Source organism: Isoptericola sp. NPDC057653 (genome assembly GCF_042799955.1).
Taxonomy (GTDB): Bacteria; Actinomycetota; Actinomycetes; order Actinomycetales; family Cellulomonadaceae; genus Isoptericola.
The window spans coordinates 123,040-144,192 of the sequence record NZ_JBHVHP010000001.1; the positions used below are offsets into that span (position 1 = coordinate 123,040).

General features: G+C 75.3%; 19 protein-coding genes. 11 read left to right on the forward strand and 8 right to left on the reverse strand.

The features are described 5' to 3' along the window. Positions 1 to 90 precede the first annotated feature (90 nt). The 8 genes from ACFU9A_RS00495 to ACFU9A_RS00530 all read left to right on the forward strand — a co-directional run bounded on the left by ACFU9A_RS00495 (position 91) and on the right by ACFU9A_RS00530 (position 8,394). Complete coding sequence (locus ACFU9A_RS00495; protein ID WP_430573297.1) at positions 91 to 2,355, forward strand: SpoIIE family protein phosphatase; 2,265 nt, start codon at positions 91 to 93, stop codon at positions 2,353 to 2,355. A 76-nt stretch (positions 2,356 to 2,431) separates the two neighbouring features. Beyond that, positions 2,432 to 3,490, forward strand: a complete 1,059-nt coding sequence (locus tag ACFU9A_RS00500; protein ID WP_430573298.1) for a sigma-70 family RNA polymerase sigma factor — start codon at positions 2,432 to 2,434, stop codon at positions 3,488 to 3,490. Between the two features lie 54 nt (positions 3,491 to 3,544). Beyond that, positions 3,545 to 4,822 carry an AI-2E family transporter gene (locus ACFU9A_RS00505; RefSeq protein WP_430573299.1) on the forward strand — a complete coding sequence of 426 codons (1,278 nt, stop codon included), beginning with the start codon at positions 3,545 to 3,547 and terminating at the stop codon, positions 4,820 to 4,822. A gap of 2 nt (positions 4,823 to 4,824) precedes the next feature. After that, the gene (locus ACFU9A_RS00510; RefSeq protein WP_430573300.1) at positions 4,825 to 6,039 is read left to right on the forward strand and encodes a cation:proton antiporter; all 1,215 of its coding nucleotides are present in this window, start codon (positions 4,825 to 4,827) and stop codon (positions 6,037 to 6,039) included. A 34-nt stretch (positions 6,040 to 6,073) separates the two neighbouring features. Further along, the gene (locus ACFU9A_RS00515) at positions 6,074 to 6,529 is read left to right on the forward strand and encodes a universal stress protein (protein WP_430573301.1); all 456 of its coding nucleotides are present in this window, start codon (positions 6,074 to 6,076) and stop codon (positions 6,527 to 6,529) included. After that, the gene (locus ACFU9A_RS00520; protein WP_430573302.1) at positions 6,526 to 6,960 is read left to right on the forward strand and encodes a fluoride efflux transporter FluC; all 435 of its coding nucleotides are present in this window, start codon (positions 6,526 to 6,528) and stop codon (positions 6,958 to 6,960) included. The genes ACFU9A_RS00515 and ACFU9A_RS00520 overlap by 4 nt, the downstream gene beginning before the upstream one ends. Beyond that, on the forward strand, positions 6,957 to 7,361 hold the full coding sequence (crcB, locus tag ACFU9A_RS00525; RefSeq protein WP_430573303.1) for a fluoride efflux transporter CrcB: 405 nt from the start codon (positions 6,957 to 6,959) through the stop codon (positions 7,359 to 7,361). The genes ACFU9A_RS00520 and crcB overlap by 4 nt, the downstream gene beginning before the upstream one ends. A 58-nt stretch (positions 7,362 to 7,419) precedes the next feature. Then, positions 7,420 to 8,394, forward strand: coding sequence for a 5'-3' exonuclease H3TH domain-containing protein (locus tag ACFU9A_RS00530; protein WP_430575316.1), 975 nt, complete (start codon positions 7,420 to 7,422; stop codon positions 8,392 to 8,394). Positions 8,395 to 8,410: 16 nt separating this feature from the next. Here ACFU9A_RS00530 and ACFU9A_RS00535 read toward each other — a convergent pair whose 3' ends face one another. The 5 genes from ACFU9A_RS00535 to ACFU9A_RS00555 form a co-directional block, all read right to left on the reverse strand. Next, entirely contained in the window at positions 8,411 to 9,100 is a 690-nt protein-coding gene (locus ACFU9A_RS00535) for a VOC family protein (RefSeq protein ID WP_430573304.1), read from the reverse strand. A gap of 21 nt (positions 9,101 to 9,121) precedes the next feature. Then, entirely contained in the window at positions 9,122 to 10,297 is a 1,176-nt protein-coding gene (locus ACFU9A_RS00540; RefSeq protein ID WP_430573305.1) for a macrolide family glycosyltransferase, read from the reverse strand. Between the two features lie 150 nt (positions 10,298 to 10,447). Continuing rightward, complete coding sequence (locus tag ACFU9A_RS00545) at positions 10,448 to 13,120, reverse strand: phosphoenolpyruvate carboxylase (RefSeq protein WP_430575317.1); 2,673 nt, start codon at positions 13,118 to 13,120, stop codon at positions 10,448 to 10,450. 138 nt (positions 13,121 to 13,258) lie between these two features. Next, complete coding sequence (locus ACFU9A_RS00550; RefSeq protein WP_430573306.1) at positions 13,259 to 13,924, reverse strand: CatA-like O-acetyltransferase; 666 nt, start codon at positions 13,922 to 13,924, stop codon at positions 13,259 to 13,261. A 43-nt stretch (positions 13,925 to 13,967) separates the two neighbouring features. Beyond that, positions 13,968 to 14,987 (reverse strand): LacI family DNA-binding transcriptional regulator, encoded by a 1,020-nt coding sequence (locus ACFU9A_RS00555; protein ID WP_430573307.1) that lies wholly within the window; start codon positions 14,985 to 14,987, stop codon positions 13,968 to 13,970. A gap of 150 nt (positions 14,988 to 15,137) precedes the next feature. Between ACFU9A_RS00555 and ACFU9A_RS00560 the strand changes: the two genes are divergently transcribed. From ACFU9A_RS00560 to ACFU9A_RS00570, 3 genes are all read left to right on the forward strand, one after another. Continuing rightward, positions 15,138 to 15,845, forward strand: coding sequence for a ThuA domain-containing protein (locus ACFU9A_RS00560; protein WP_430573308.1), 708 nt, complete (start codon positions 15,138 to 15,140; stop codon positions 15,843 to 15,845). Then, a complete protein-coding gene (locus tag ACFU9A_RS00565; protein WP_430573309.1) occupies positions 15,830 to 16,918 on the forward strand; it encodes a Gfo/Idh/MocA family protein in 1,089 nt (362 codons plus the stop codon). The genes ACFU9A_RS00560 and ACFU9A_RS00565 overlap by 16 nt, the downstream gene beginning before the upstream one ends. Positions 16,919 to 17,072: 154 nt before the next feature. Beyond that, positions 17,073 to 17,849 carry a metallophosphoesterase family protein gene (locus tag ACFU9A_RS00570; protein WP_430573310.1) on the forward strand — a complete coding sequence of 259 codons (777 nt, stop codon included), beginning with the start codon at positions 17,073 to 17,075 and terminating at the stop codon, positions 17,847 to 17,849. A 10-nt stretch (positions 17,850 to 17,859) separates the two neighbouring features. Here the strand turns inward: ACFU9A_RS00570 and ACFU9A_RS00575 are convergent, their stop codons facing one another. From ACFU9A_RS00575 to ACFU9A_RS00585, 3 genes are read right to left on the reverse strand one after another with little or no spacing between them, the layout of a single operon-like run. After that, on the reverse strand, positions 17,860 to 18,894 hold the full coding sequence (locus ACFU9A_RS00575; RefSeq protein ID WP_430573311.1) for an NADP-dependent oxidoreductase: 1,035 nt from the start codon (positions 18,892 to 18,894) through the stop codon (positions 17,860 to 17,862). A 31-nt stretch (positions 18,895 to 18,925) separates the two neighbouring features. Further along, positions 18,926 to 20,131 (reverse strand): MFS transporter, encoded by a 1,206-nt coding sequence (locus ACFU9A_RS00580; RefSeq protein WP_430573312.1) that lies wholly within the window; start codon positions 20,129 to 20,131, stop codon positions 18,926 to 18,928. Further along, positions 20,128 to 21,108 carry an acetylxylan esterase gene (locus tag ACFU9A_RS00585; RefSeq protein WP_430573313.1) on the reverse strand — a complete coding sequence of 327 codons (981 nt, stop codon included), beginning with the start codon at positions 21,106 to 21,108 and terminating at the stop codon, positions 20,128 to 20,130. Before ACFU9A_RS00585 ends, ACFU9A_RS00580 begins: the two co-directional genes overlap by 4 nt. Between the last annotated feature and the right edge of the window lie 45 nt (positions 21,109 to 21,153).

The following is a 21,153-nucleotide window of genomic DNA, read 5'->3' on the forward strand; positions in this document are numbered from 1 at the left end:
CCACCGCCCGGGCCCGTGCCCGGTCCCACGTCCGATCGTGTGCCCGGGCCGCCGGCCGGTCCCATCGTCGGTGAGCCGCTCGCAGACGAGGTGTTCGACCGCATCGCGCGGCTCGTGCACCGCCAGCTCGGTGTGCCCGCCGCCGCCGTGGTCATGCTCACGGACGACGGCGACGTCAAGACGCTGCCCGGCGCCGTCGGCTTCCCCGAGGCCGCGCAGCGCAGCCGCCGCATCGAGCTGCCCCGCCCCCTGACGACGATCGTCGCGCGGACCCGCACCCCCCTGGTGGTGCGCGACGCCGACGAGGACCCGCGCGTGGACGGCCGGCACGCCATCGGCGAGCTCGTGCTCGCCGCGTACGCGGGGTACCCGATCGAGGACGCCCGCGGGCACGTGGTCGGCGCCCTGTGGGCGGTGTCGTCGGAGCCGCGGACCTGGACGGAGACCGACCTCGCGACGCTGGCCGACCTGTCGGCGGCGGCCTCCGGCGAGCTGCGGCTGCGCGCCGAGCGCGAGCGCGCCCGGCTGGCCGAGCAGGTGGCGTTCCGCGCGCACCGCCGGTCGCGGTTCCTGCTGGGCCTGTCGGAGCGGTTCGCGCGCGTCACCACGCTGGACGAGGTCGAGGACGCGATCGCGCACGTCATCGGCACGGGCACGGGCGCCCGCTGGGTGTCGCTGGCGCTGGTGGACGCGGACCGCCGGCACCTGTCGTTCTTCACCGTCGGGCACCACCACCCCGGCGAGCCCGCGCTGCGCAGCACCCGCCTGGACGCGCCGCGGCCCGACACGCACGTGGTGCGGAGCCGCGCCGCCCTGCGGTTCCGCGACCACACGGAGATGGTGGCGAGCTATCCCGAGATGATGCCCGTGGGCTCCGTCTCGGAGGGGGCGCGGTCGTTCCTGCCCGTGATGTCGAACGGGATGGTCGTGGGCGTCATCGCCTGCGTGTGGGACCAGGCGCGCGAGCACGACGCCGAGACCGCCGCCCTCGAGTCGACGATCAGCCGGTACGTGGCCCTCGCCCTGGAGCGGGTGGCGCTGCTGGAGGCGCGGCGCCGGGTGGCGACGACGCTGCAGGAGTCGATGCTCACCGCGCCGCCCGCCGTGGCCCACCTCGACATCGCGACCACGTACTCCCCCGCCGCCCGCACCGACCAGGTGGGCGGCGACTGGTACGACGCCGTGGTGCGCGACGACGGCACCGCGATCGTGATGATCGGCGACGTCGCGGGCCACGACGTGCACGCGGCCGCGCAGATGGGTCAGCTCCGCTCCATGCTGCGGGCGCTCGCGTGGAGCCACGACGAGTCGCCCGCCGGGCTGCTGACCCGCCTCGACAAGGCGAACGCGCGCCTCGGCCCGCGGGCGATGGCGACGGCCGTCGTCGCGCGGCTGGACCGCGACCCGGCGCCGTGCCCCGAGGACCGGGTCGACGGCGCCGAGCCGCCCGAGCGCGCCTACACCCTCACCTGGTCGGTGGCGGGCCACCCGCCGCCGATGGTGCTGCGCCGCGACGGCGGCGTGGAGCGGCTGGACGCGACGCCCGACCTCCTGCTCGGCGTCGTCCCGTCCACGGCCCGCGTCGACCGCACGGCCCGCCTGCTGCCCGGCGACACCCTGGTGCTGTACACGGACGGGCTCGTGGAGCGCCGCGGCGTCCCCAGCGACCAGCGCCTGTCCGATCTGGAGACGGTGCTGCGGGGCGCGCACGGCGAGGCCACGTCCGCCGTCCCCCGCGCCCTCGTGCGCGGCCTCGTCGGCGACACGCAGCGCGACGACGTCGCCGTGCTCGCGGTGCGCGTGCGCGTCCCCGCCCCGTCCGGGCCGCCGTCGTCGGCCGGGCCCGCGAAGGCGGAGCGCCGCGTCGCCGACGACGACCTGAGCGACCTGGGGCCCGCACGGCGCTGGGTGGACGACGTGCTCGAGTCGTGCGACGTCTCCGACGAGCTGCGGCGCACCGCGATGCTGCTGACCAGCGAGGTGCTCACCAACGCGCTGGAGCACGGCGAGGGCCCCATCACGGCGACCGTCGAGGTGGACGGGCGCCGCCTGCGGGTGGGTGTCCGCGACGGCAGCACGGCCGAGCCCGAGCTGCAGTCCCCGCAGCCGCAGGACCTGTCCGGCCGCGGCGTGCTGTTCCTCGACCGGCTCGCGTCGCGGTGGGGCGTGGAGCTCCACGACGGCTCCGACGCCGTGGGCCGCCACTCCGGCGTGGTCGAGGGCAAGACGGTGTGGTTCGAGATCGACCGGGAGGCCCGCCCGCTGACCGGCACCGTCAAGCGCGTGCGTCCCCTGACGCCCGCCTCGGGCACGGTCCCCCTGGTCGAGCGCGTGCTGCGCGACGACCGCCGCTGAGCCGCGCCGCCCCGCCGTCCGTCGCCCCGGGCGACACCCCTGCGGAGCGTCGGAGGCCCGTCGTACCGTGTGAGACGTGACTCACACCGCCCAGCGCAGCGCCCCCACGCCGTCGACCACGGCCGCCGGCACCTCGGACGACGTCGGCGCCCTCCTCGAGCAGTACCGCCGCGAGCTCACCGGCTACTGCTACCGCATGCTCGGCGGCGCGTTCGAGGCCGACGACGCGGTGCAGGAGACGCTGCTGCGCGCGTGGAAGTCCTACGACCGGTTCGAGGGCCGCTCGTCGCTGCGCTCGTGGCTGTACCGCATCGCGACGAACGTCTGCTTCGACCACCTCGGCTCGACGAAGCGGCGCGAGCGCCCGATGGGCCTGGGCGGCCCGCAGCCCGCGGAGGAGCAGTACTTCGGCGACGTGCTCGCCGAGGACCGGTGGCTCGAGCCGGTGCCCGACGACGCCGTCCTGCCGCGCGAGGGCGACCCGGCGGACGTCGCGATCGGCCGCGAGTCCATCCGCCTCGCGTTCGTCGCCGCGCTGCAGCACCTGCCCGCGCGGCAGCGCGCGGTGCTCGTCCTGCGCGAGGTGCTGCGCTGGTCGGCCGCGGAGGTCGCCGAGCTCCTCGACACGACGGTCGCGTCCGTGAACAGCGCGCTGCAGCGCGCCCGCGCCACCCTCGGCAGCAAGGGGCTGCGGCGCTCCGGCGACGCCGCCGAGGCGGAGGACGCCGCGGCCGGCGCGGAGGACCGGTGGGCGGAGATCGACCAGGACCTGCTGGAGCGGTACCTCGACGCCTTCGAGCGCTACGACATGGACGCCCTCGTCGCCCTGCTGCACGACGACGCCGTCCTCAACATGCCGCCGTACACGATGTGGGTGCACGGCAGCGGCGAGGTGATCCGCTGGATGACCGGGCCCGGCGCCGGCTGCCGCGGCTCGCGGTGCCTGCCCGTGCAGGCGAACGGCTCGATGGCCTACGGGCAGTACCGGCAGGACCCGGCGGGCGGCTGGTCGCCGTGGGGGCTCGCCGTGCTCGAGGACGACGGGAGCGGCCGCATCACCGGCATCACCACCTTCCTCGACACCGCCACCTGGTTCCCCCGCTTCGGGCTGCCGGACCGCCTGCCCGCGCTGTAGCCGCGCCGCGCGTAGCCCGCGCCCCGAACGGCCTGCTGGGCTACGTTTTCCCGCATGACCACGGACGCCCCGCAGCCCGAGGGCGTGCCCGGCTCGGCCGCGCCCCCGCCGCCCGCCCCCGACGAGGAGGTGGACGACTCCGTCCGCCCCGTCCAGCACGACAGCCGCAACCCGCCGCGGTGGCTGCCGCGGGCGCTGGCCATGGTCGTCGTGGCGGTGTTCGTGGCCACGTTCCTGTCGTACGCGTTCGGCCAGCTCGGGGGGCTGGCCGTCAACGTCCTCATCTCGTTCTTCGTCGCCCTGGCCCTGGAGCCGATCGTCGTGTGGCTGGTGCGGCACGGGTGGCGGCGCGGCGCCGCGGCGGGCGCCTCGCTGGGCGGGGCGATCGTCGTCGTCGCGGGCGTCCTGGCCCTGTTCGGCAACCTGTTCGTGCAGCAGCTGATCCAGCTGGTCTCCTCGCTGCCCGACCTCTACACGAGCATCCAGACCGGCATCGAGCAGCGCTGGGACGTCACCGTCCCCGACTCCGACGACCTCGTCGCGCAGGCCCTCGACCAGTGGGGGCAGGACGTCGCCACCGGCGCGATCAGCGTGGGCGCCTCCATCGTGGGGGTGCTCTTCGCGATCACCACGATCCTGCTCATCACGTACTACCTCATGGCCGCGGGGCCGAAGTTCCGGGCCGCCGTCTGCTCCTGGCTGCGGCCCGACCGGCAGCAGGAGGTGCTGACCCTGTGGGAGATCACGCAGGTGAAGGTCTCCGACTTCATCAGCTCCCGCGTGGTCCTCGCCGCGCTGTCGAGCGTCTTCACGTTCGTGTTCCTGCTGATCATGAACACCCCGTACGCGCTGCCGCTGGCCGTGTTCACCGGCGTGGTCTCTCAGTTCGTGCCCACCATCGGCACGTACATCGGCGGGGCGCTGCCCGTGGCCGTCGCGCTCGCCGCGCAGGGGCTGCCGCAGGCGCTCGCCGTGCTGATCTTCATCATCGCGTACCAGCAGGTGGAGAACCTGATCTTCTCCCCGAGGATCAGCGCCCGGGCGCTCGAGATGAACCCCGCGGTGTCGTTCGTCGGCGTCCTCGGGTTCGGCGCCGTGTTCGGCGCGCTCGGCGCGTTCCTCGCGCTGCCGATCCTCGCGACCGTGCAGGCCCTCGGGAACACGTACCTCCAGCGGCACGAGCTGGTCGAGTCGAGCCTGCTGCGCGACCCGGACAAGGAACCCAGCCGTGGCGACGGCCCGTGGTCGTCGCGCCGCCGCCGCAACCTCGAGGCCGGCGAGCGCGCCGCCCGCGAGGCCGAGGCCCGCCGCCGCGACGGCGCGGAGGAGTGAGCATGGACCTCGTCGGCGGGATCGCCCTCGTCGTGGCCGTCGGTGTCGCCGGCCAGGTGGCGGCGCGGGCGCTGCGGGTGCCGTCCATCCTGCTGCTGCTCGCGTTCGGCCTGCTCGTGGGGCCGGTGCTCGGCTGGCTGGACCCGGACGCCGTGTTCGGCGACGCCCTCTTCCCTCTGGTCTCGATGGCCGTGGGCCTCCTGCTGTTCGAGGAGTCGCTCAAGCTGGACTTCGGCCGCCTGCGCGGCGGCGCGCGCCGGCCCGTCCTCGGGCTCGTGACCACCGGGGCCCTGCTCACGGGCCTGGGCGCGACGGTGATCGCCCACCTCTTCCTCGACCTGTCGTGGGGGCGGGCGGCGGTCGTCGGCGCGATCCTCATCGTGTCGGGGCCGACCGTCGTCGGGCCGCTGCTCGCGATCATCCGGCCCCGCCAGCCCGTCGAGTCCGTGCTGGCCTTCGAGGGGATCTTCATCGACCCCATCGGCGCCACGGTCGCGCTCGCCGTCGCCAACGTGGTGCTGCACGCCGAGCCGGTGAGCCTCCTGGAGACCGGGGCGTGGGGCCTCCTCGTGGGGGCGGTGGCCGCCGCGCTGCTCGTCGTCGTCATCCGCTTCGGGCGGGTGCCGAAGGAGACCGAGGTGGTGCTCGCGGTCGCGTTCGCGCTCGGCGCCTACGCCATCGCCGAGGGCGTGCACGACGAGGCCGGCCTGTTCGCCACCACCGCCCTCGGCGCCGTGCTGGCCAACCAGCGGGTGGCACGCATCGAGCCCCTGCACGAGTTCGGCACCCACATCGGGCTGCTCCTCATCGGTTCGCTGTTCGTGGTGCTGTCCGCGCGCATCGACCTCGACGCGCTGGCCCGGTACGCCCTGCCCACCGCGGGCATCGTCGTGGTCCTCGTGCTGGTGCTGCGGCCGCTGGTCGCCGTCGTCTCCACTCTGGGCACGGGCCTGCGCTGGTCGGACCGCGCGATGATCGGCTGGATGGCGCCGCGCGGCATCGTCGCCGCGTCCACGGCCTCCGTCTTCGCGCTGCGGTTCGAGGACGCCGGCGAGTCGTTCCCGCAGCTCGTGCCCGTGATCTTCGGCGTGGTGCTGCTCACCGCGATCGTCTACGGGTTCACCGGTACCCCCGTCGCCAAGCTGCTCGGCGTGCGCGCGCCGGAGCCGGAGCGGCTCGACGAGGACGGCGTGCCCGTCGTCGACCGGGGCGTCTGACCCCCCGGCCACCGCGGCTGCCTACGATGGCCGTATGACTGGTCCCGTGCTCGTGGGCATCCCGCACGACCGGCACCCGAGCGTGCTCCGGCGGGCCGCGGGGCTGGCGGAGGCGCTCGGGACGGAGCTCCTGTGCGTCGCGGTCGACGAGAGCGCCGTGCGCGAGCCGTCGGGCGCCGTCGTCCCCGTGGACCCGGACGCCGGCGCGGAGCTCGCCGACACGACCGCCCTGCGCGAGGCCGTGGCCGCCGCCCTGGACGCCAGCCCCGTGCCGTGGCGCCTCGAGGTGACCGGCGGCGACCCCGCCGCGGAGCTCGCCCGCCTCGCCACGGAGCACGACGCCGTCCTCGTCGTCGTCGGGGCGCGTCGGCCCGGGATGCGCGGCTGGGCCACGCACCTCGTGGGCGGCACGGTGGCCGGCCACCTCATCCACGACCAGCCGCGGCCGGTCGTCGTGCTGCCCGACACGCACGCGGGCGACGCCTCGTGACGGCGGGCAGCCCGCCCGCCCGCGTGCGCCCCGCCCACCGGCGGCCGGGCCTCGTCGCGCTGGTCGCCGCCGGGGGCGCCGTCGGCACCGCCGCCCGCTACGGGCTGGCGGTGGCGTGGCCGGCGATCGACGGCTGGCCGGTCGCGACGCTCACCGCCAACGTGCTCGGCGCCTTCGTGCTGGGCTGGCTGCTGGAGTCGCTCGCCGCCCGCGGGCCCGAGACGCCCGCCGTGCAGCGGGTGCGGCTGGCCGTCGGCACCGGCGTCCTGGGCGGGTTCACGACGTTCTCGTCCCTGGCGCTGGAGACGGAGCGGCTGCTCACCGGCGGCGCCGTCGCCCAGGGCCTGGCGTACGCGGGCGGCACGCTCGTGCTCGGCTGGCTCGCTTGCCTGGCCGGGGTGCTGCTGGGCTCGCGCCGGCGGGCGCGATGAGCGCCGCCGCCGCGCTGCTGGTCGTGGCGCTCGCCGGCGGGCTCGGCGCCGCCGCGCGGTTCGTCGTCGACGGGGCCGTGCGCGCCCGGACGCCCGGCGCCGCGTTCCCGTGGGCGACGGTGGTCGTGAACGTCTCCGGCTCGCTGGTCATCGGCCTCGTCACGGGCGTGCTGCTCGGCGCCGGCGAACCGGACCGCCTGGAGCCGTGGCGGCTGGCCGTCGCGACCGGGTTCTGCGGCGGCTACACCACCTTCTCGACGGCGATGGTCGAGACCGTGCGCCTCGCCCGGTCCGGCCGCACGCGGCTCGCGCTCGCCAACGCCCTCGGCACGATGGCGCTCACCCTCGCCGCCGTCGCGCTGGGCATCGCGCTCGGCGTCCTGGCCGGCCGCGCGCTCTGACACGCGTGGCCGCGGCCTCGTCGTCGGAGGGCTGTGACACGCTGACCCGGTGAGCCTCATGCTGCTGGATTCCGCGAGCCTGTACTTCCGCGCCTTCTACGGCCTGCCCGACTCGCTGCGCTCCCCCGACGGCAAGCCCGTCAACGCGGTGCGCGGCCTGCTGGACATGATCGCGTTCCTCGTCACGGAGCACGGGCCCGACCGGCTCGTGGCGTGCTGGGACGAGGACTGGCGGCCGGCGTTCCGGGTCGAGGCGATCGGCTCGTACAAGGAGCACCGGGTCGCGCGGGTCACGCCCGCGGGCGAGCCGGACGTCGAGGAGGTCCCCGACCTGCTCACGCCGCAGGTGCCCGTCATCGTCGACGTGCTGGCCGCGCTCGGCATCGCCCGCGTGGGGGCGAAGGGCTACGAGGCCGACGACGTCATCGGCACGCTCGTGACCCGCGAGGTGGCGCGGAGCGCGGCCACCGCGCTGCCCGTGGCGGGCGCCGTCGGCATCGTCATCCCGGCGAGCGTCGACATCGTGACCGGCGACCGCGACCTGTTCCAGCTCGTCGACGACGCCGCCGGCGTCCGCGTGCTGTACCCGGCGCGCGGGGTGCGCGACCCCGACGTGATCGACCAGGCGCGCCTCGCGGAGAAGTACGGCGTGCCGAGCGGCCAGGCCTACGCCGACATGGCGACGCTGCGCGGCGACCCGTCGGACGGGCTGCCCGGCGTGCCCGGCATCGGCGAGAAGACGGCCGCGAAGCTGCTCGCCACGTTCGGCGACCTGGCGGGGCTGCGCGCGGCGGCCGAGCACGGCGCGAAGGGCCTCACGCCCACCCAGCGGCAGAAGCTGCTGGACGCCGCGCCCTACCTCGACGTCGCGCCCACCGTGGTCCAGGTCGCGCACGACGCGCCCGTCGACGCCGTCGACGACGCCCTGCCCCGCGCGCCGAAGGACCCCGAGGCGCTGGACGCCCTCGCGGAGCGCTGGGGCATCCGGTCCAGCGTGGACCGGGTGCTCACCGCGCTCGCCGCCCGCCCCTGAGCACCGGGGCCCGGGCTCAGGGGCGGAAGACGCAGAACTCGTTGCCCTCGGGGTCGGCCATCACGGTCCAGCGGATCTCGTCGTCCTGCGGCCGCACCACGCGCGCGCCGCGGGCGACGAGGTCGTCGAGGGTGACGCCGTCGTTCAGCATCACGTCCCAGTGCCAGCGGTTCTTGACCGTCTTCGGCTCGGGCACGGGGACGAAGTCGAACGACTCGAACGGGACGCCGGCGCCCTCGTCGAGGTAGGCGTAGTCCATGTCGTCGTCCTGCGTGAGCGTGCCGCCCAGCAGCTCGTGCCAGAACGCGGCGACGGTCCGGTAGTCCGCGCAGTCGACGACGACGTCCTTGAGCCGGTAGTCCGGCACCTCGTCGTACGTGAAGACGCAGAACTCGCCGCTCTCGGGGTCGGCCAGCGTCGTGTAGTGGTACTGACCGGGCTCGGTGAGGCGCGGCCGGTCGGGGAACTCGTCGAGCGACAGCGCGCGCACGTCGGGGTGCACGCGGTGCTTCACCGTCCTCGCCTCGGGCACGGTGTTCACCCAGATCGTCCGCTCCGCCACCGGGTCGGGGCCCGGGTCGCGGAGCACGACGTCGCCGTCGTCCAGCGGCTCGGCCCGCAGCCCCAGCGTGCGGGCCCAGAACTCGCCCTGCACCCGCGCGTCCACCGCGTCGACGCACAGGTCCTTGAAGGTCACCAGGCTCATGCCCTGCAGCGTAGCCGCGCCTCAGCCCAGCGCGGCCTCGACGAGGTCGGCCGCCCGTCGGGTGCCGCCCTCCGCCCGCGCGGCGGCCTGCAGCGCGGCCGAGCGGCGCGCGACGTCGGGGTCGGAGGCGAGCTCGAGCAGCGCCGCACGCAGCTCAGCGGCGGTGGAGTCGGCGGAGCTGAGGCGGCGCGCGACGCCGAGCTCCACCAGCCGGTCCGCGTTCATGAACTGGTCGACGGCCTGCGGCACCGCGATCATCGGCACCCCGGCGAGCAGCCCCTCGCTGCTCCCGCCCATCCCGGCGTGGGTCACGAAGGCGTCGGCCTGCTCCAGGATCGCCCGCTGCGGCACCCAGGCGTGCACCTCGACGTTCGACGGGAGCTCGCCGAGCTCACCGGGGTCGACGTGCTTCCCGACCTGCAGCACGACGTGCCAGCCGGGCAGGTCGCCGAACGCCGCGAGGCACCGGCGGTAGAACTCCGGCTGCCGCGTGTACGCCGAGCCGAGGGAGATCAGCAGCACCCTCTCCGCGCCTGTCGGCCGGCTCCACCTGCCGCCGTCACCGCGGATGTCGAAGCACGGACCGACGAACGTCGCCACATCGGTGTCGACGCGGTCGGCCTGCGGCTGCATCGCCTTCGGAATCGTCGCCAGCACCGTGCCGGGCGCGCCCGGGAAGGCGTCGACGTCCGTGGTCGTGGCCCCGTTCGTCGCGAGCCAGCGGGCGAACTTCTCCCGGTACGCGTCGGCGCCGGGGAGCTGCCACAGCGGCGCCACGACCTCCTCGGCGTAGCCGTCCCACGCGACGAACGTGGGCGACACCTGGATCACGGGCCGCCCCTGGGACTCACCCAGCGCCCGCGCCGAGTAGCCGCCGATGTCGTACAGGTAGAGGTCCGCCGGGTCGTCGTCGTAGAAGGCGCGCAGCTGCGGCAGCACCTGGATCTGGTCGTCGAGGAACGTCTCCATCGCACCGATGGCGTCCTCGGGCCAGTCGTTGTCGGCGACCGGCAGCGTGGACGTGACGGGCACCAGCTCTGCGCCCGTGGCCACGATGAGGTCGGCCACCGGGGCGTCGTTCGCGTACGTCACCCGGTGCCCGCGCGCGACGAGCTCGCGGACGACCTCCAGGCTCGGCAGGACGTGGCTGACGGCGGGCACGCCGACCATCGCGATGTGGGCAGGACGACGAGACATGCGCTGATCACTCCAGGTCAGTGGGGGGCGTGCTGCCCATCGTGACCAGGCACGGACGGTCGTGCCAGCGCATTTCCCGACGTCTCCGTCGGTCGAGCCTGTCGAGCCCGGTGCCGGGTTGTCGACAGGCTCGACCGGCGACGGCGCGGGTCAGCCCGTGTTCTGCAGGCCCGCGGAGACGCCGTTCACGGTGAGCAGCAGCAGGTGCTGCCAGCGGTCCTTGTGGCCGCCGTCCACCCACTCGCCGTCGTCCACGGTGAGCCCTTCGCTGACGCCCTTGCTGCGCAGCGCGCGCAGGGCGCGGACCTGGAGCAGGGAGAGCGCGTCGACGTACGGGGAGCGCAGCTGGACGGCGCGGCCGAGGACGCGGCGGTTGGCGAGGGGCCACTCGTTACCGGTGACGCGGAGCACCCACTCGCGGGTGAGGCGGAGCTCGCCGAGGACGAGCTCCGCGAGGTCGTCGCGGTCACCGAGCGCGAGGTACTGCGCGGCGATGTCCTCCTGCGTCTTGGCGAGACCCATCTCGACGGTGTCGAGCAGCGTGGTGAACAGGGGCCAGTCGCGGTAGGCGGCCTGCAGCTCCTCGAGGCCGCCCTCCTCGGCGCCGCGCGCCTGGAGCGCCGTGCCGAGGCCGAACCAGCCGGCGAGGTTGATGCGCGCCTGCGACCAGGAGAACACCCACGGGATGGCGCGCAGGTCGTCGAGCGAGTTGACCGACAGGCCGCGCTTGGCGGGGCGGGAGCCGATCGGCAGCAGGCCGACCTCCTCCAGCGGCGTCACCTGCGAGAACCACTGCGGGAAGCCGTCGGACTTCACCAGGCCGTGGAAGGCGGCGCGCGACGACACGTCGAGGGCGTCGGCCAGCGGCGCGAACCGCTCCCGGGCCTCGGCGTTGCGCTTCTCGACGGTCGGCGCGGACGCGAGGAGCGTGGCCGCGGCGACCTGCTCGATGTGGCGGGCGGCGATCGTCGGGTCGCCGTAGCGGGCGAGGATGACCTCGCCCTGCTCGGTGAGCTTGAACCGGCCGTCCACGGAGTGCGGCGGCTGCGCGAGGACGGCGCGGTTGGCCGGGCCGCCGCCGCGGCCGAGGGACCCGCCGCGGCCGTGGAACTGGGTGAGCGTGATGTCGTGGCGCTGCGCCCACTCGGCGATCCGCGACTGCGCCTTGTGCAGGGCGAGGGTCGCGGCGACGGGGCCGACGTCCTTGGAGGAGTCGGAGTAGCCGAGCATGACCTCGACGCGACGGCCGTTCTCCGCGAGGCGGCGCTGCACCTCGGGGAACTCCAGCATCGCCTCGAGGATGTCGACGGAGTTCTCGAGGTCGTCGAAGGTCTCGAACAGCGGGACGGCGTCGACGACCGGCGCGTCGTCGGAGCCCTCGAACGCGAGCGCGGCGAGCCGGTAGACGGCGGCCAGGTGCTCGGGCGCCTGCGTGAAGGACACGATGTAGCGGCGGGCGGCGCGGATGCCGAACCGCTTCTGCACCGCGCCGAGGGCGCGGTAGGTGTCGAGCACCTCGACGGTGCGCTCGGAGAGCTCGCCGTGGATGCCCTTCTCGTCGATCTCGGCGAGGGCGGCGGCGTGCACCTGCGAGTGCTGGCGGACCTCGAGCTCGGCGAGGTGGAACCCGAAGGTCTGCACCTGCCACACGAGCTTCTGCAGGTCGCCGTACGCGGCGCGGGGGGCGCCGGCCTCGACGAGGGAGCGCTGCACGACCTCGAGGTCGGCGACGAGCTCCTCCGGGTCCCGGTAGGCGAGGTCGGCGTCGCGGCGGCGGGTCGCGGCGACGCGGCCGGCGACGGCGAGGACGGCGGCGCGGTGCGGCTCGTTCGGCGAGTCGGCGGCGGCACGGGAGACGAGCTCGTCGGAGAGCTGGCGCATCCGCTGCCAGAGCGCCTTGAGGTCGGCCGACGCCGGGGTGCCGTCCTCGTCGAGCGTGAGCTTGCGCCCGGTCTCGACGGTGGCCTTCTCGAGCGCGCCGAGCGCGTGCTCGGCGGCGAGGGTCGCGGCCTGGCGGGTGACCTCGGCGGTGACGTTCGGGTTGCCGTCGCGGTCGCCGCCGATCCAGGAGCCGAGGTGGACGAACGGGCGGGCGACGGGCGGGACGCTGCCCGCCTCGCCGTCCAGCAGCCAGTCGTCCAGGCGGCGGTACACCTCGGGGAAGGTGGTGAACATGGTGGCGTCGAAGACGCCCATCGCGGTCTTCACCTCGTCGAGCACCGACGGCTTGTGCGCGCGGATGGGCGACGTGCGCCACATGGTGTCGATCTCGGCGAGCAGGCGGCGCTCGTTCTCGGCGAGCGTGGTGCCGCCGGGCCGCATGGTGTCGCGGTCGGCGACGAGGCCGGAGATGCGGCGAACGGCGCCGGAGACGGCGCGGCGTCGGGCCTCGGTCGGGTGCGCGGTGAGGACGGGGCGGAACTCGATCTCGCCGAGGCGGCGCAGCGCCTCGTCCCGGCCCACCTCCTCCGCGAGCTGCGTGAAGGCCTGCGGCAGGGAGTCCTCGATGACGACGTTCCCCGCGGCGTCGGACTCGCGGGCCCGCAGCACGCGGACGCGGTGGAACTCCTCCGCGAGGTTCGCCAGGTGGAAGTAGCACGTGAAGGCCCGCGCGACCTGCTCGGCGCGCTCCGGCGTGAAGCCGGCCACGACGTCGGCGGCCTCGGCCAGGGTCGCGCCGCCGTCGTCCGCCCCGTAGGCGCGGATCGTCAGGCCGCGCAGCTTCTCGACGTCGTCGAGCAGGCCCTGACCGCCGGCCTCCTTGAGCACGGTGCCGAGCAGCCCGCCGAGGAGGCGGATGTCGTCGCGCAGAGGGTCGGGCATCTCGTGGCGTGCCACCACACGTTCGATCGAGCCGGTGGATCCCAGGTTCTCGCTCACGGGACTAGAGGGTAAGCCGTCTCGCCGTCCGGGCGCCTGGGCGTCCGGCTGGTGACCCTGTGCCGGGCCCCGTGGAGTGACTCAGGCCACCCAGGACGGGTCGGCGAACAGCTCCTGGAGCTCGGTGACGAGCCGCGCCGTGTGGAAGCCGTCGGCGGCGGCGTGGTGGATCTGGACGGCGAGCGGCAGCAGCACCCGGCCGTCCCGCTCCACGTACCGGCCGAGGGTGAAGATCGGCGCCAGGTGGCCCCAGGCGTCGCGGATGTTCAGCGTGAACCCGGTGAACGACGCCCACGGCAGGCTGGAGACGTCGAACGCGTTCGGCGGCGGCGCGCCCTGCGGGAAGAAGTCGGTGGCCCGGGAGTGCTCGGCCAGGAGCGCCGCCGCGACGTCGTGGAACGCCCCGAAGTCCGGGTCGTAGGGCGCCCACACGCACGCGAACGTCTCGCGCGTGGCGTTGAACACGGTGAACGCCGGGTGCACCACCGGCCAGGCGGCGGGGGCGCCGTCGGCGGTGAGGCACATCCGGAGCTCCTGGTGCCGGTTGACGACGGTCGCGAGCGCCCAGACCTGCGCGACGTACGTCTTGCGCGACGACGTGCGCAGCTCCTCGGCGAACGCCGTGACGTCCACCTCCACCGTCATCGCGTACGTGCACGGCGACGCCCGGTAGTGCTCGAAGTGCTGCCGGCGCGGCCACGTCGCCAGGTCGACGGGGACGGCCTCGACGGGGGCAGGGGTGTCCATGCGGTCATGCTCGCAGCCGCTCCCCCGCGCCGGGAGCGCTTTTTCACGGAGCCGTCGTCGACCCCCGCACGACGAGGGTGGTGGCGAGCTCCTCGCGCGGTGCGTCCCCCGTGGGCGCGGCCGGGTCCTCGTCGCCGAGGCGCAGCAGCATCCGCAGGGCCGCCGCACCCATCTGCGCGATCGGCTGGCGCACGGAGGTCAGCCCCGGCCGCACCCACTCGCTCTCCGGCAGGTCGTCGAAGCCGACGATGCTCACGTCCTCGGGTACCCGGAGCCCGGCGGCGGCCGCGGCGTCGTAGACCCCGAGGGCCATCCGGTCGGAGCACGCGAAGACCGCGGTCGGCCGGTCCGGGCCGGCCAGGAGGTCGGCGGCCGCGGCGGCGGCGCCCGCCCGCGACCAGTCGGCGTGCTCGACCGTGGGCCCGGGGTCGGTGCCCGCCTCGGCCGTGGCCGAGCGGAACCCGTCCACCCGCGCCTGGCTGTACAGGTGGGTGCGCCGCCCCGCGAGGACGGCGAGCCGGCGGTGACCGAGGCCGAGGAGGTGCTCTGCGGCGGCCCGGCCGCCCGCCCAGTTGGTGGCGCCGACGCTCGCGACGGTCCGGGGCGGCTGGGTGACCGGGTCGAGCAGGACGACGGGCACCCGCGCCGCGGTGAGGGTGGCGAGCTGCTCGCGCGTGGTGTCGACGAGCGCGATGACCGCCCCCCGCGAGTGGCGGGCGAGCAGGCGCGTGAGCCAGGCGTCGTCGGGCCGGCGCGCCACCGAGACGACGATGTCGAGGCCCGCCGCGGTGGCTGCCTCCTCGACCCCGCTGAGGGCGCGGTTCGCCCAGGTGCCGTCGACCCCGCTGAGCACGAGGTCCACCAGCGGCGGCCGGTCCCCGCTCGGCGCGAGGCCGCGGCCCGCCCGGCCGCGGTACCCGAGCGCGTCGACGGCGGCCATGACGCGGGCCCGCGTCGCGGCGGAGACGTCGGAGCGGCCTCGCAGCACCTTGGAGACGGTGGGCACGGTGGTGCCGGCGGCGGCGGCGACGTCGGCGAGCGTGGTGGGACGGTCGTCGGACACACATGGACGGTATCCACCCGCACCAAAGTTGCGCAACAAGTTCACGGAGATCGACACGACGATCACCCTTGTCGCAGCAATATCGCCATGGAAGACTCGACGGACACATCAAGGATCCGACACCGAGTTGCGCAACATAGGAGTTGCCCCATGACAGACCTCACGCAACGACGAGCCCTGGTCGTGCGGGGCGGGTGGGACGGGCACCAGCCCGTGGAGACCACCGACTCGTTCCTGCCGTTCCTCGCCGAGCACGGCTACGACGTGCGGGTCGAGGACGAGACGGCGGTGTACGCCGACGCCGCGTACATGGCCGACGTGGACGTCGTCGTCCAGACCGTCACGATGAGCACCATCGCCCCCGACGAGCTGCGCGGCCTCACCGCCGCCGTCCGGGCCGGCACCGGGCTGGCGGGGTGGCACGGCGGGATCGCCGACTCGTACCGGAGCAGCTCGGACTACCTGCACCTCGTGGGCGGGCAGTTCGCGACCCATCCCGCCAAGGCGCCGCAGGAGGAGCTGCCGGGCGACGGCACCGACTGCTTCGTGCGCCACACCGTCGACATCGTGCCCGAGAGGGCCGACCACCCGGTCGTCGCGGGGATCTCCGACTTCGAGCTCACCACGGAGCAGTACTGGGTGCTGACCGACGAGTACAACGACGTCCTGGCCACCACCACGATCGCGGCGCCCGACCACGAGCCGTGGCACCGGCCCGTGACCTGCCCCGCCGTGTGGACGCGGCAGTGGGGCGAGGGCCGCGTCTTCGTCTCCACGCCCGGCCACCGCCTGGACGTCGTGGACGACCCGAGCGTCCGCACCATCATCGAGAGGGGCATCCTGTGGGCCAGCCGCTGAGGATCGGCATCGTCGGGGTCGGGGCGATCTCCGCCCAGTACCTGGGCACGATCGCGAGGCTCGAGGCGGTGCGGCTCGTCGCCGTCGCGGACCTCGACGCCCCGCGCGCGGCCGCCGTCGCCGCCGAGCAGGGCGTCCGCGCCCTCGCCGTCGACGAGCTCGTCACCGACCCCGAGGTCGACGTCGTGCTCAACCTGACGGTCCCCGCCGCCCACGCCGACGTCGCCCTCCGGGCGATCGCGGCGGGCAAGGACGTGTACGGCGAGAAGCCGCTCGCCGCCACGACCGACGAGGCGCGCGCGATCGTCGAGGCCGGCCGGGCCGCGGGCGTGCGCGTCGGGTGCGCGCCGGACACGGTGCTCGGCACGGGAGTGCAGACGGCGCGGAAGGCGGTGGACGACGGCCTGGTCGGCACGCCCGTCGCCGCCACGGCGACGATGGTGACCCCCGGCCACGAGCGCTGGCACCCGAACCCGGACTTCTACTACCAGCCGGGCGGCGGCCCCCTGCTGGACATGGGCCCGTACTACGTGACGGCGCTGGTCACCCTGCTGGGCCCGGTCGAGTCCGTGGTGGGCAGCGCGAGCCGCCCCCGCTCGGTCCGCACCGTCGGGTCCGGGCCGCGCGCGGGCGAGCAGGTGCCGGTCGACGTCGACACCCACGTCACGGGCGTGCTGCGCCACGAGTCGGGCGCCCTGTCGACCCTCGTCATGAGCTTCGACACCGTGGCGTCGCGCGCGTCGCGCATCGAGGTCCACGGGGACCAGGGGTCGCTCGTCGTCCCGGACCCCAACAACTTCGACGGGACCGTCGAGCTGCACCGCCTCGGCGGTGCGTGGGAAGCGCTCCCCGCGAGCGCCGGCTACCGCGACGCCGGCCGTGGCTACGGGCTGGCCGACCTCGCCGCCACCCCGCCCGGCGCCACCGCCCGGGCGAACGGCGACCTGGCCTTCCACGTGCTCGACGTCATGACGTCGCTGCTCACGGCCGCCGACAAGGGGACGTCCGTCGCCGTCGCCAGCACCTGCGAGCGCCCCGCCGCCGTGCCGCTCCAGGACGCCCCGCGCGCCTGATCCGGGCGGCGGCCCGCGCGGACGCGCGCCCGCGACGCGACGACGCGCGGATAGGGTCGCCCCCCGGCGGCCGCTCCACCTGCGGCAGGACGGCGGACGGAGCGAGGCACAGATGACGAGGCGCAGATGACGAGGCGCAGATGACGAGGCGCAGATGACGAGGGTGTACGCGGTCAGCGACGTGCACGGCTACCGCGACGTCCTGGTGCGGGCCCTGGCCGCCGAGGGGCTCACGGACGCCGACGGCCGGTGGGCCGGCCTCGACGCCCGGCTCTGGTTCCTCGGGGACTACCTGGACCGCGGGCCGGACGGCGTCGGCGTCATCGACCTCGTCCGGCGGCTCGTCGACGAGTCCGAGGGGGCCGTCGGGGCGCTGCTGGGCAACCACGAGGTGCTGGCCCTCGGGATGCGGATGTTCGGGGAGACGCCGGTCCCCGGGCCGGGCGACGCGGGGCGGAGCTTCGCACGGTCGTGGGAGCGCAACGGGGGCCTCGCCACGGACCAGGCGCGCCTCACCGACGAGCACGTGGGGTGGCTCCGCGCGCTGCCGATGGCGGCGCACGACGCCGGCGCGCTCCTGGTGCACTCCGACACCCTCGCCTACCTCGACTGGGGCCGGACGCTCGAGGACCTCGTCGCCGCCGGGCGGGACCGGCTGGCGTCGGACGACCTGGACGTGTGGTGGGAGACGTGGCGACGCCTCACCTCCCGCGCGGCCTTCCGCGGGGAGGGCGGCCCGCAGGCCGCCCGCGAGCTGCTGGCCCACCTCGGGGGCGACCGGGTCGTGCACGGCCACAGCATCGTCGCCGAGATGCTCGGCCGTGCGTACACGGACGTCACCGAGCCGCTGTCCTACGCCGACGGGCGCGCGCTCGCCGTCGACGGCGGCATCTACGAGGGCGGGCCCTGCCTCGTCGCGCGGCTCGCCTGACCCGCCGCCGCTACGCCGCAGCCTCGGCGTCGTCGTCGTCGTCGGGCAGCTCGACCACGACCTTGCCCTTGGCGCGGCCGCGCTCCAGGTAGGCGAACGCGGCGGCGATGTCGGCGAGGGGGAACGTGCGGTCGACGACGGGCCGGACCTCGCCCCGGTCGACGAGGTCGGCCAGCGTGGCGAGGTCCGCGCCGCTCGGGCGCATGAACAGGTAGCGGTAGCGGACGCCCGCGTGCCGGGCCCGACGGCGGATCGCGGAGCTCGCGGCCCACAGGAGCGCCGCCTTGAGGGGGCCCGCGTCCAGGTCGACACGTGCCGTGGTCGCGTCCGGGAGGCCCGCCACCGAGACGACCGTCCGCCCGGGCCGGACGACCGTGAAGGCGTCGCTGAGGTCCTGGCCGCCGGTGAGGTCGAGGACGCCGTCGTAGTCGCGCAGGACGTCGGCGAACCGCTCGTCGCGGTAGTCGATCACGCGCTCGGCGCCGAGCGAGCGCACCAGGCCGGCGCCGCGGGCGGACGCCGTCGTCGTCACCTCCGCGCCCAGCGCGCGGCCGATCTGGATCGCGAGGGTGCCGACGCCGCCCGCGCCGCCCGTGACGAGCACCCGGTCCCCCGGCGCCACCTTCAGCTCGTCGCGCAGCGCCTGCAGCGCGGTGACCCCGGCGAGCGGCAGCGACGCCGCCTCGACGAAGCCGAGCGAGGCGGGCATCGCCGCGACCAGGCCCTCGGCGACGGCCGCGAACGGGGCGAACGCGCCGAGGCGCCGCTTGTCGACCCGGGCGAACACCCGGTCCCCCACCGCGAACCGCGTGACGCCCGCGCCGACGGCCACCACCTCACCGGCCAGCTCGCTGCCCGCCACCAGCGGCAGGCGGAGCCGGGTGATCACCCGCAGGCCGCCGTCCCGCGTCTTGAAGTCGATCGGGTTCAGACCCGCCGCCCGCACGCGGACCAGCACCTCGCCGGGCCGGACGGCCGGACGCGGCACCTCCCGCAGCTCCATCACGCCCGGGTGGCCGTAGCGTCGCAGCACGTAACCCCGCACCGTCAGTCCCTCCGTCGTCGTGCCCCGATTCTCACCCGCCGGTGGGAATCCGCACGTACCCGACGGCCACCCCCGCGCCGGCGAGGGCGAAGCCAGCCCAGGCCCAGCCTCCGCCCGCGAGCGGCCCGGCGAGCAGCGCGCCGACCACGGACGACCCGACGACGCCGCCGACGGCGAGCGCCAGCCCGTTGACGCCGAACCGGGTGGCGACGGACGAGGCGGGCGCCCCGGCGGCGACCACGGCGCTCATCGCCGGCTGGAACACCATCTGGCCGAGGGTGAACACCACCATCCCCGCGACGAGGGACACGACGCCCGGGCCGCCGCCGAGGACGGCGATGCCGACGCCCATCGCGGCGACGCCGAGGGCGAGCACGGCGGGCATCCGCAGGCGCGCCTGCAGCCGTCGCGTGACGGGCACCGTGAGGACCAGGACGAGGACGGCGGCCGCGGCGTAGACCGCACCGACGCCGACGCTGCTGCCGAGCACGGCGTCCAGCCGCAGCGGCACCACGAGCTGGAGCTGCGTGAAGATCGCCCAGGCACCCGCGTTGAGCAGGCACAGCGCGACGAGCGCGCGCCGCGCCTCGCGCCGCATCGCGCCGCCGGCGGCGCCCGGAGCAGCGGGGGTGGGCGGTGCGTCGGGGACGGCGCCGGGCTCGGCGGCCCGCCCGAGGCCGAACCAGGTGAGGGGGGCGGCCGCGAGGAACAGGCCGGCGGCCACCCAGCACACGACGTCGAACCCGGTGGTCACCAGCAGGCCGCCCAGCAGCGGCCCCACCACGAACCCCGCGTTGCTCAGCGCCTCGCGCCGCGCGAAGACGTCGGGCCGCGCGCCGCCGAGCCGCGCGTACGCGGCGTAGGAGGCGGGGTGGAAGAGGGCGCCGCCGAGCCCGACGGCGACCCCGGCCGCGCCGACGGCCACCGGCGTCGTGGCGAGGGCGAGCGCCCCGAAGCCGGCGGCCCGCACGAGCACGCCGGCCACGATGGTGCGCCGCACGCCCCACCGGTCGGCGAGGAGGCCGGCCGGGAGCTGGAGGCCCTGCTGCGCGCCGGCGCGGATCCCCGCGAGGAGCCCGACGAGCGCCAGGCCGAAGCCCAGCCCGTCGGCCAGGTGCACGGCGAGCAGCGGCACGAGCACGTAGAAGCCCGTCGCCATGACGAACGTGTTGCCGTACAGGGCGAGCATGGCGCCGCGGGGCGGGGTGCGCCCCGCGGCATCGTCGGGGGGCGTCACCGGGGGCCGAGCACCCCCGCGAGCGCCGCGAGCTTGCGCGGCATGTCGTACGCCGCGCCGCCCTCGTGCCCGTTGTACGGGAAGACCTCCATCTGCGCGGGCCCGCCGTAGCGGTGGTAGGCCGCGAACACGGTGGACGGCGGGCAGATCTTGTCCATGAGCGCGACGGAGAACCAGCCGGGGCAGCGGGCGCGCGCGGCGAAGTTGGTGGCGTCGAAGTACGACAGGGTGCGCATCACGTCCTCGACCTCGAAGCGGTGACCCTTGAGGTAGCGCGCGATCTCCGCGTACGGGCCCTCGTCGGTGATCTGCGACGCGCGCCGGTAGTGGCTGAGGAACGGCACGTCGGCGACCATCCCGGCGAGGTCGTCGCGCAGGCCGGCGACGGCGAGCGCGAGCCCGCCGCCCTGGCTGCCGCCGAGCACCGCGACCCGGGTCGGGTCGACCTCGGGCAGCGCCTTGACGGCGTCGACGGCGCGCACGGCGTCCGTGATCAGGCGCCGGTAGTAGTGCTTGGCCGGGTCCTCGATGCCGCGGGTGAGGAATCCGGGCGACGACGACCCGTGCCCCTCGGGCGCGACGTCCGGGGTGTCGGCCGTCGTCTTGCCCCCGCCGCCCTGGCCGCGGTTGTCCATGATCAGGTGCGCGTACCCGGCCGCGGACCACGTGAGCCACTCCCACGGGACGCCGCGCCCGCCGTTGTACCCGATGTACTGGACGACGGCGGGCAGCGGCCCGCTGCGCTCGCGCGGCAGCAGCAGCCACGCCTTGACCGGCTGCCCGGCCCACCCGGAGAACGTCACGTCGCGCACCTCGACGGTGGCGAGACCGGCGTCGAACGGCACCTGCTCCGGCTCCGTCGCGGCGGCCGCCGCGGCGTCGAGCGTCTGCTTCCAGAACGCGTCGAAGTCCGCGGGCTCCTCGGGCTCCGGGCGGTAGGCGCGCAGGTCGTCGAGGGGCTTGTCGAAGAAGGCCATGCGGGTGCTCCTGGGTGTCGTGCGGGTGGGGTGGTGCGGGTCGGG

Coding starts and splice junctions, on each gene's coding strand:
- ACFU9A_RS00550 (WP_430573306.1), bottom strand. CDS start 13,924: ATGGACACCCCTGCCCCCGTCGAGGCCGTCCCCGTCGACCTGGCGACG.
- ACFU9A_RS00510 (WP_430573300.1), top strand. CDS start 4,825: ATGGACCTCGTCGGCGGGATCGCCCTCGTCGTGGCCGTCGGTGTCGCC.
- ACFU9A_RS00535 (WP_430573304.1), bottom strand. CDS start 9,100: ATGAGCCTGGTGACCTTCAAGGACCTGTGCGTCGACGCGGTGGACGCG.
- ACFU9A_RS00530 (WP_430575316.1), top strand. CDS start 7,420: ATGCTGCTGGATTCCGCGAGCCTGTACTTCCGCGCCTTCTACGGCCTG.
- ACFU9A_RS00505 (WP_430573299.1), top strand. CDS start 3,545: ATGACCACGGACGCCCCGCAGCCCGAGGGCGTGCCCGGCTCGGCCGCG.
- ACFU9A_RS00570 (WP_430573310.1), top strand. CDS start 17,073: ATGACGAGGGTGTACGCGGTCAGCGACGTGCACGGCTACCGCGACGTC.
- ACFU9A_RS00560 (WP_430573308.1), top strand. CDS start 15,138: ATGACAGACCTCACGCAACGACGAGCCCTGGTCGTGCGGGGCGGGTGG.
- ACFU9A_RS00585 (WP_430573313.1), bottom strand. CDS start 21,108: ATGGCCTTCTTCGACAAGCCCCTCGACGACCTGCGCGCCTACCGCCCG.
- ACFU9A_RS00515 (WP_430573301.1), top strand. CDS start 6,074: ATGACTGGTCCCGTGCTCGTGGGCATCCCGCACGACCGGCACCCGAGC.
- crcB (WP_430573303.1), top strand. CDS start 6,957: ATGAGCGCCGCCGCCGCGCTGCTGGTCGTGGCGCTCGCCGGCGGGCTC.
- ACFU9A_RS00540 (WP_430573305.1), bottom strand. CDS start 10,297: ATGTCTCGTCGTCCTGCCCACATCGCGATGGTCGGCGTGCCCGCCGTC.
- ACFU9A_RS00545 (WP_430575317.1), bottom strand. CDS start 13,120: ATGCCCGACCCTCTGCGCGACGACATCCGCCTCCTCGGCGGGCTGCTC.